The sequence below is a fragment of the Bradyrhizobium agreste genome, assembly GCF_016031625.1.
GTDB lineage: Bacteria > Pseudomonadota > Alphaproteobacteria > Rhizobiales > Xanthobacteraceae > Bradyrhizobium > Bradyrhizobium agreste.
This window is the reverse complement of record NZ_JACCHP010000027.1, coordinates 76,924-84,112: the sequence shown is the minus strand read 5'-3', so window position 1 is coordinate 84,112 and position 7,189 is coordinate 76,924. Positions and strand designations below refer to the sequence as shown.

Annotated in this window: 6 protein-coding genes and 1 tRNA gene; 4 read left to right on the top strand and 3 right to left on the bottom strand. The window is 66.5% G+C overall.

What is annotated here, in order from left to right:
- Positions 1-443: 443 nt before the first annotated feature.
- Positions 444-1,151 carry a flagellar hook assembly protein FlgD gene (locus HZZ13_RS32055; RefSeq protein WP_197963443.1) on the bottom strand — a complete coding sequence of 236 codons (708 nt, stop codon included), beginning with the start codon at positions 1,149-1,151 and terminating at the stop codon, positions 444-446.
- A 13-nt stretch (positions 1,152-1,164) separates the two neighbouring features.
- The gene (locus HZZ13_RS32050) at positions 1,165-2,793 is read right to left on the bottom strand and encodes a flagellar hook-length control protein FliK (RefSeq protein ID WP_197963442.1); all 1,629 of its coding nucleotides are present in this window, start codon (positions 2,791-2,793) and stop codon (positions 1,165-1,167) included.
- 350 nt (positions 2,794-3,143) lie between these two features.
- Here HZZ13_RS32050 and mnmA point away from each other — a divergent pair, with 350 nt between their 5' ends.
- From mnmA to HZZ13_RS32030, 4 genes are all read left to right on the top strand, one after another.
- Positions 3,144-4,325 carry a tRNA 2-thiouridine(34) synthase MnmA gene (mnmA, locus tag HZZ13_RS32045; protein ID WP_197963441.1) on the top strand — a complete coding sequence of 394 codons (1,182 nt, stop codon included), beginning with the start codon at positions 3,144-3,146 and terminating at the stop codon, positions 4,323-4,325.
- A 248-nt stretch (positions 4,326-4,573) separates the two neighbouring features.
- Positions 4,574-5,212, top strand: coding sequence for a class I SAM-dependent methyltransferase (locus HZZ13_RS32040; RefSeq protein ID WP_197963440.1), 639 nt, complete (start codon positions 4,574-4,576; stop codon positions 5,210-5,212).
- Between the two features lie 46 nt (positions 5,213-5,258).
- A complete protein-coding gene (locus HZZ13_RS32035; RefSeq protein ID WP_197963439.1) occupies positions 5,259-5,612 on the top strand; it encodes a hypothetical protein in 354 nt (117 codons plus the stop codon).
- A 237-nt stretch (positions 5,613-5,849) separates the two neighbouring features.
- Positions 5,850-5,926: transfer RNA gene (locus HZZ13_RS32030), tRNA-Met, on the top strand.
- 234 nt (positions 5,927-6,160) lie between these two features.
- On the opposite strand, the gene HZZ13_RS32025 is transcribed toward HZZ13_RS32030, so the two are convergent.
- Complete coding sequence (locus HZZ13_RS32025; protein ID WP_197963438.1) at positions 6,161-7,141, bottom strand: LysR family transcriptional regulator; 981 nt, start codon at positions 7,139-7,141, stop codon at positions 6,161-6,163.
- Between the last annotated feature and the right edge of the window lie 48 nt (positions 7,142-7,189).

The following is a 7,189-nucleotide window of genomic DNA, read 5'->3' as shown; positions in this document are numbered from 1 at the left end:
CGTGCATGAAAGATCAGGGTACCGGGCCGCGTGCCCGACCGGATACAAGGTGATGCGGTCCTGCCGCATTGTCGTTCACGGCCCAGGCCTCGCATCACGTCCCGCCTGCCAGCGCCGATGCGCATGTTGCGAACGCTCCATTGTGGCGCCGAGCTCGTCGCGGTCAAGGCCGCTAACGCGCCGCCTCCGGCGGTGGCCTGCGGCCAGTCTTGACCGTGCCTCGCCTCGGCGCCCAAGACCGCCGCCAACAAACAATGCTCTCTTGACAACTCACTCCCCATACAAGGATGAGGCTAAGTAGCCTCGGAGCCTGTTGAAACTGGCGCAGCATCCTCGATCCTCATCCTGAGGGCCCGCCAACGGCGGGCGTCTCGAAGGATGGCCACGGGCGAGATCGCTCCATATGCGATACCGCTGTCCCAAACGGAGAGGTGTTGCGAGCCTCAATTGCTGCTGCTCGCAATGATACTCTTCACCTGGCTCAGCGTGTAGCTGGCGCCATCGATGGTGAGCAGCGGCGGCGACTGGGTCAGGTCGACCGACGAGACCACGCCCTGCACCTGCGCGGCGATGCCGACATTGTTGTTCGCGACGTCCTTGCCCGTGGCCGAGATCGTGTACTTGCCGTCGGGCCATTGCGTGCCGTCATTGCCCATGCCGTTCCAGGTGAAGGGGATGTCGGTACCGGCGGCGGCGGTATATTTGCCGGTGAACACGGTCTGGCCGCTGGAATTTGCGATCGAGATCTCGACCGTGGAGTCGGTCGGCACGTTGAGGTGCCAGGTCGCCGACGAATTCTTCATGGTGGCCGTCGAGCCATCGACCAGGGCGGTCTTGCCGACGAAGCCCAGCGCCTGGGTCGCCTGCGTGGTCTGCTGCAGGGTGACGAGCTGGGACAGCGCATCGTTGGTCTTGAGCTGCTGCTCGACGCCGGCGAACTGCACCAGCTGCTGGGTGAACTGGTTGGTGTCGAGCGGATCGAGCGGGTTCTGGTTCTGCAGCTGCGTCGTCAGCAGGGTCAGGAAGGTCTGGAAGTTGCCGGCGAGGGTCGAGCCCGTGGTCGAGCTCATCGACGAATTCGACGAGGATTTCGGAAGGTCGGTCGTTCCGGAGACGACCGCGGGCGCAGTGGCGGCATTCGTGGTGGTCATGGTCGAATACTCCTCACACTCTGATATCGACGCCGCTGCTCGATCCGAGCATGCGGCCATAGCCGCGCCCGATGGGCGCTGTGGGAACGCTGTCGTCCTCGCTGATGATCAGGCGGCGGGCATTGCCGCCATTGTCGTTGTTCTGGCCGGAATTCTGGCCCGATGAATTCTGGTCGCGGAGGCTGAACGACAGCCCGTTGCTGCCGATCTTGAAACCGGCATCGTCGAGCGCGCGCTGCAATTGCGGCGCGTCCTGACGCAGCATCTGCAGCGTCTCCGGCTTCTCCACCGTGAGATGCGAGGTGACGTTGCCGGCGCGGTCGACATTGATGCGCACGTCGATGCGGCCGAGCTCGGCCGGATCGAGGCTGATGTCGAACCGCGACTTGCCGGTGCGAATGGCGGCGGCGATCTCGATCGGGATGCCGCTGATCGGCACGGCCGTATTGTGGGTTGCCGCAGTTGCGGTGAGCGTCGCGGTCGATGCGGTGGCGGCCGAGGTCGTATTGGTCAGCGGCGCCTGCACGGCGGAAGCGGCCTGCGCGCTGGTATCCGTCGCGGCGACCGTGGCTTGCGGGCCCGCATGCGCGGGTGCGGCCGGCGTGCCCTGGGCCGGATCGGCGGCGCGGTCGGCGGCGCCAGCCTTCGCCTCGGTCGCGACGCTGTCGGCCTGCGGCTTCAAGCCTTGCGCATGGGCGGCGTTGGCGGCGGCCGGAGCCTGCGCCGTGGCGAGGTTCGCCTTGCCGGTGTCCTGGCCGATATTCGAGATGTCGGTCTGGGCCTGCGCCGTGGCGGCGTCCTTGAACGCGGTCTTGGGCGTGCCCTGGCTGACCGCGGCAATCCGCCCGCCACCAGCTTTCGTATCGGTCGAGGCGGTCTCGGTGGTGCCGGCCGCGGCCTCGCCGAGCGTCGTCGTGGTGTCCGCGTCGACTTCGGCGCCTGCGGCCTGTGCGCTGGCCTTGGCGCTCTTGTCGCTGGTCGTGGTGGTATCGGTCTTGGTGCCGGCGATCTGGGCCGCAGTGGTGGCGCTGGCGGCAAGTGCCGCCGCGGCAATCGCCAGCGGCGCGGCAGCGGCATCGCCAGCCTGGTTCGCAGCAGCGTTCGGGTCGACTGGCACGACCGGCGCGGCAACGATGATTCCGGGATCGGGCATGGCGGTCTGCGGCGTCGCGGGCGGCGCGGCGGCAGCCGCATCGACGGCCGCGGTGAGGACCTCCGTGCCATCAGTCATGTCGCTCTCGGTCTCGTCGGATGTGTCCGCCGATGTGGCGTCCGCCGTTTCGGTCTTGTCCTTGACCTTGCCGGCCTCCTTGGCCGGATCGCCGGGCGCTTCGCCCCTGTCATTCTCCGCCGCCGCAGACGGGTCGGCGTCATCGCGCGCCTTGCTCTGCGAGGCCTGGTCCGTGGACGAGGTGTCGCGCGAAGGCCGCTCGGCCGCCGGGGAGGACGAGGCCTGCTCGCTCCGGCGCGGTGCGGTGTCCTGCGCCGTCGCTTTGTTGCCGATCGCCTGCGTGTTGCTGTCGACCAGCGAGCCGAAAGCCTCGCTCGCGGGCGTATCCTTCGGGGCTTGCGACCGGGCAGGCTTCTGTTGCGCGCTCTGGATTTGCACGCTTGCCACGACATCTGACATCCGACCGACCACAGGCAACCCCTTGCAAGCAACTTCGGACCAGAGGGAGCAAGGAGCGGGCCAGCCTCGAAAGGCGGGGATTTCGTAAATATAATCAATGTGTTGATGATGTGGGTCCATGGCCGGGCAGCCGGCCGCGACCCCGCCATTTCTGCCGCCCCGGCAAGAATTGCCCCAAGCGCGGGGCCCGCGTGATTGCTTCACCGGAATGCCGCCTATATTAAAGAGGTTACTCTCAGCCGCTTTCGACTTGGGCAGCCGTGCTCTTCGGGAACCAAAGTTCCGGAGGATCGCCGCCGTCCCCCGAGAAGGCACAGCAATCGCGGATCGCGCGTCGCCGCCGTCACAACGCTTTAGGGCCCATGCTCAACAGTCTGGATCTCGAAGGCCGTCCCGAGGACACCAGGGTCGTCGTCGCCATGTCGGGCGGCGTCGATTCCTCGACGACGGCTGCGCTCTTGAAGGCTGAGGGCTACGACGTCGTCGGCATCACGCTGCAGCTCTACGACCACGGCGCGGCCACCCACCGCAAGGGCGCCTGCTGCGCCGGCCAGGACATCCACGACGCCCGTGACGTCGCGGCCAAGCTCGGCATTCCCCATTACGTGCTTGATTACGAGGACCGCTTTCGCGAGTCCGTGATCGACAATTTCGCCGACTCTTACGCGCTCGGCGAGACGCCGGTGCCCTGCATCGAGTGCAACCGCAGCGTCAAATTCCGCGACCTCCTGAAGACCGCGCGCGAGCTCGGTGCCCAGGCGCTCGCGACCGGCCATTACGTCGCCTCGCGCCGTCGTGCCGACGGCTCGCGCGCGCTGGTCTGCGCAGCCGACGCCGACCGCGATCAGAGCTATTTCCTGTTCGCGACGACGCAGTCACAGCTCGACTTCCTGCGCTTTCCGCTCGGCGACATGACCAAGCCCGAGACGCGCGAGCTCGCGCGCCGCTTCGGGCTCGCGGTCGCCGACAAGCACGACAGCCAGGACATCTGCTTCGTGCCGACCGGCCGCTACACCGACATCATCACGCGCCTGCGCCCCAATGCGATGGATCCCGGTGACATCGTCGATCTCTCGGGGCGCGTGCTCGGCCGGCACCACGGCATCGCCAATTTCACCGTCGGCCAGCGCCGCGGCCTCGGCATCGCCTCCGGCTCGCCGCTGTTCGTGGTGCGGCTGGACGCGGCGACCCGCCGCGTCGTGGTCGGCCCGCGCGATGCGCTGAAGATGCACCGCATCGCCTTGCGCGACGTCAACTGGATCGGCGACGGCGACATCGACGGCGCCATCGGAAGCGGCCTCGAAATGTTCGTGCGCGTGCGCTCGACCCGCAGCCCGCAGCCCGCCTGGCTGCGCGGCAGCAACGGCCGTTACGAGGTCGAGCTTGTCGCCGGCGAGGAGGGCGTCTCGCCGGGACAGGCCTGCGTGTTCTACGACGCACCCTCGGGCCAGGCCCGCGTGCTCGGCGGCGGCTTCATCCAGAGCGCCGCAGCCAAGCTCGGCACGGGCCCAGCGCGCCCGCTCGCGGAAGCCGTGCGCGGCTGAGCGCGATGAGTTTGAGCCCGCCTGTCACCGCAGCCACGGTGCGCTCCCTCTCCTGCTTGCGGGAGAGGGCTGGGGAGAGGGCTCCCTCCACACGTGATATATCGCGAGCGGAAAGAACCCTCACCCGCCACGCTCTTGCGAGCGTGTCGACCTCTCCCGCACGCGGGAGAGGCGCCAGACCGAGCGCGGAGCCGGCATCGATTTCACCAACACGCATCACACACTAGAAAAGCGCAAGGGCAGGGGGCATGGCAGCAGACATCTCGCGGGCCGGGGTCGAGAAGGCCTATGGCCGCTGGGCGCCGGTCTATGATCTCGTGTTCGGCAAGGTGTTCGACGCCGGCCGGCAGTCGACCATCGCGGAGGCCGACCGCATCGGCGGCCGCGTTCTCGACGTCGGCGTCGGCACCGGTCTTTCGCTCTCCGACTACGCGCGCACCACGAAGGTGTGCGGCGTCGACATCTCCGAGCCGATGCTGCGCAAGGCGCAGGCGCGCGTGCGCGCGCTTCGTCTGTCCAACGTCGAAGTGCTCTCGGTGATGGACGCGAAGAACCTTGCCTTCCCTGACAATTTCTTCGACGCCGTGGTGGCGCAATATGTCATCACCGCCGTGCCCGATCCCGAAGGCACGCTCGACGAGTTCGTGCGCGTGCTCAAGCCGGGCGGCGAGCTGATTCTGGTCAACCACATTGGTGCGGAGAGCGGTCCTCGCAAGCTGTTCGAGCTCGCTTTTGCGCCCATCGCCCGCCGCCTCGGCTGGCGCCCGGAATTCCCCTGGGCCCGCCTCGAGGGCTGGGCCACAAGGCACGGCGGCGTCGCGCTCAGCGAGCGCAGGCCCATGCCGCCGATGGGGCATTTCTCCCTGATCCGCTACCGCAAATCGTGATTGCGAACCGCGGGAACAGGGCACCTCGCGCGCGCGTTTCTGTCCCATGCGCACGACAAACCTCATTCTCGCGGGCCTCCTGATCGCCGCCTCCGGCAGCGCGATCGCGCAGGCCCCGCCCGCCCCGGCGACGCCGCCGCAACAGACCGCGCCGCCGTCCCCGCAACATGCCGCCAACTGCATGCCGCAGGACCGGCCCAACCGCTCATCGGACGGCACCACCATCGGCCAGTCCCGGGAACCGCTCGGCGACAAATTGGCCAAATCGGAAGGCGTGCTCTGCCCGCCCTCCGGCATCGACCCCGAAATGCACGCCCCGGCGCCCGACACCGGCAGCAACACCCCGGTGATTCCGCCCCCCGGCAGCCCCGGCGGCGACCCCAATGTGAGGCCGAAATAACTGGTTTTTCGCCTCTCGCGCCCTTCGCCTCTCCCCGCCGGGGAGAGGCCGGAATCCGCGCAAAGCGCGGATTCCGGGTGAGGGGGCCTCTCCGCGAGTCGGACGCGTGAAATCGAGCGATTCCGGCGTTGAATTCACCCCCGCCAAGTCCCCCGACCTTGCTTGACTTCCCGGCTCCCCCTTCCTTATATGCCGCGCGTTCGCGAGATCGGCCTCATTCGCCGCCGCGATCCCTGTGGCGGGGTAGCTCAGCTGGTTAGAGCACGGGAATCATAATCCTGGGGTCGGGGGTTCGAGTCCCTCCCCCGCTACCAATCCTGCGATTTTCTACGCCAAAGTACGATTTTCTACGATCTAGCACTCCAGATGGTAGCCCACTGAACATTCGCGTGAATTGGTCGGCTGCAAAGGCGATGGGAGCTGCCTTGGCCTCTGCCGCGGCGCTGAGGGCCGGGCACATGACATCGGCAGCTCTTTCGCGCGAAACAGGCGTTTAGCTTCTCTCTTTTGGCAAGGAGGGTTGAAAGCCAGCCTCAGCAAGTGCTCCATTACGATGGCAAATCGCGTGGCCTTCGTTTCTTCGGCCGACCGGAACGATGTAGACCTCGCACTTCCTGCTGTTGAAAGAGCTCCCCGCAGACGTCACGCAACCATTGGCTTGCCGGGTCGTGATGGAAGCGGGCGTGCCAATATTGCTTCACCGTAAAGCCGCGGATCACCAGCGGGCAGTCGAGTACGCGCAGTCCGTAATAGTGAGCCAGCGTTTCGCCGATGTGCCGTGGAAGGGTGGCGATCAGATCGGTCGTCCCGACGATTGCGGGTAGTCCCAAAAAGCCCGGCAGCTCAAGCGCAACGTCGAGGACCATCCGCTGCTCCCTCAGAGCGTCCGCGAGCAATTGATGTCCGGTGCCGGAGCGAATGAGGACGTGCGCCTCACGCCTGAAATCCTTTGCGGTGATGCGGTCGTGGATCCGGGCATGGTTTGCGTTCGCCACGCAGACCCAATCCTGCGGAAACAGCGCCTGCTGGAAGTGCCCGGCGTCGAGATCCGAGATGTAGCCAAGCGCCAGATCGGCCTCGCCGGACTGCAGCATTCGTGGTGTATCGCCGCCGATCTGCGCTGCCTCGATGCGGATGCCCGGCGCAACGCGGCGAACGTGGGCGAGTATGGCGGGAAGCAGCGTGATGTGGCTCGCATCCGTCATGCAGATGACAAAGCGGCGTTTTGCAGTCGCCGGATCGAACTCTGGGCGAAGCTCCGCCAGACGTCGCAGCATCTCCAACGCCTGCCGAGCCGTGCCGATCAGAGCCTCGGCGCGCGGGGTCGGCAGCATTCCTTCCGCCGACCGGATGAAGAGCGGATCGTCCAACTCCCTTCGCAGGCGCGCCAGCCAGATGGAAATGGTCGGCTGACTTTGACCGAGCTTCTCGGCTGCTTTGGTGACGCTGCCGGTGGTGAACAATGCGTCGAACAGCCGGAGCAGGCGCGGCTCCAAAAGGTTCGCCTCGGAGAGGTCCAGGTGCTTCATTGCGTTTTGCAATAATGGTTATAAGGATCATAGCATATCCAAATATAA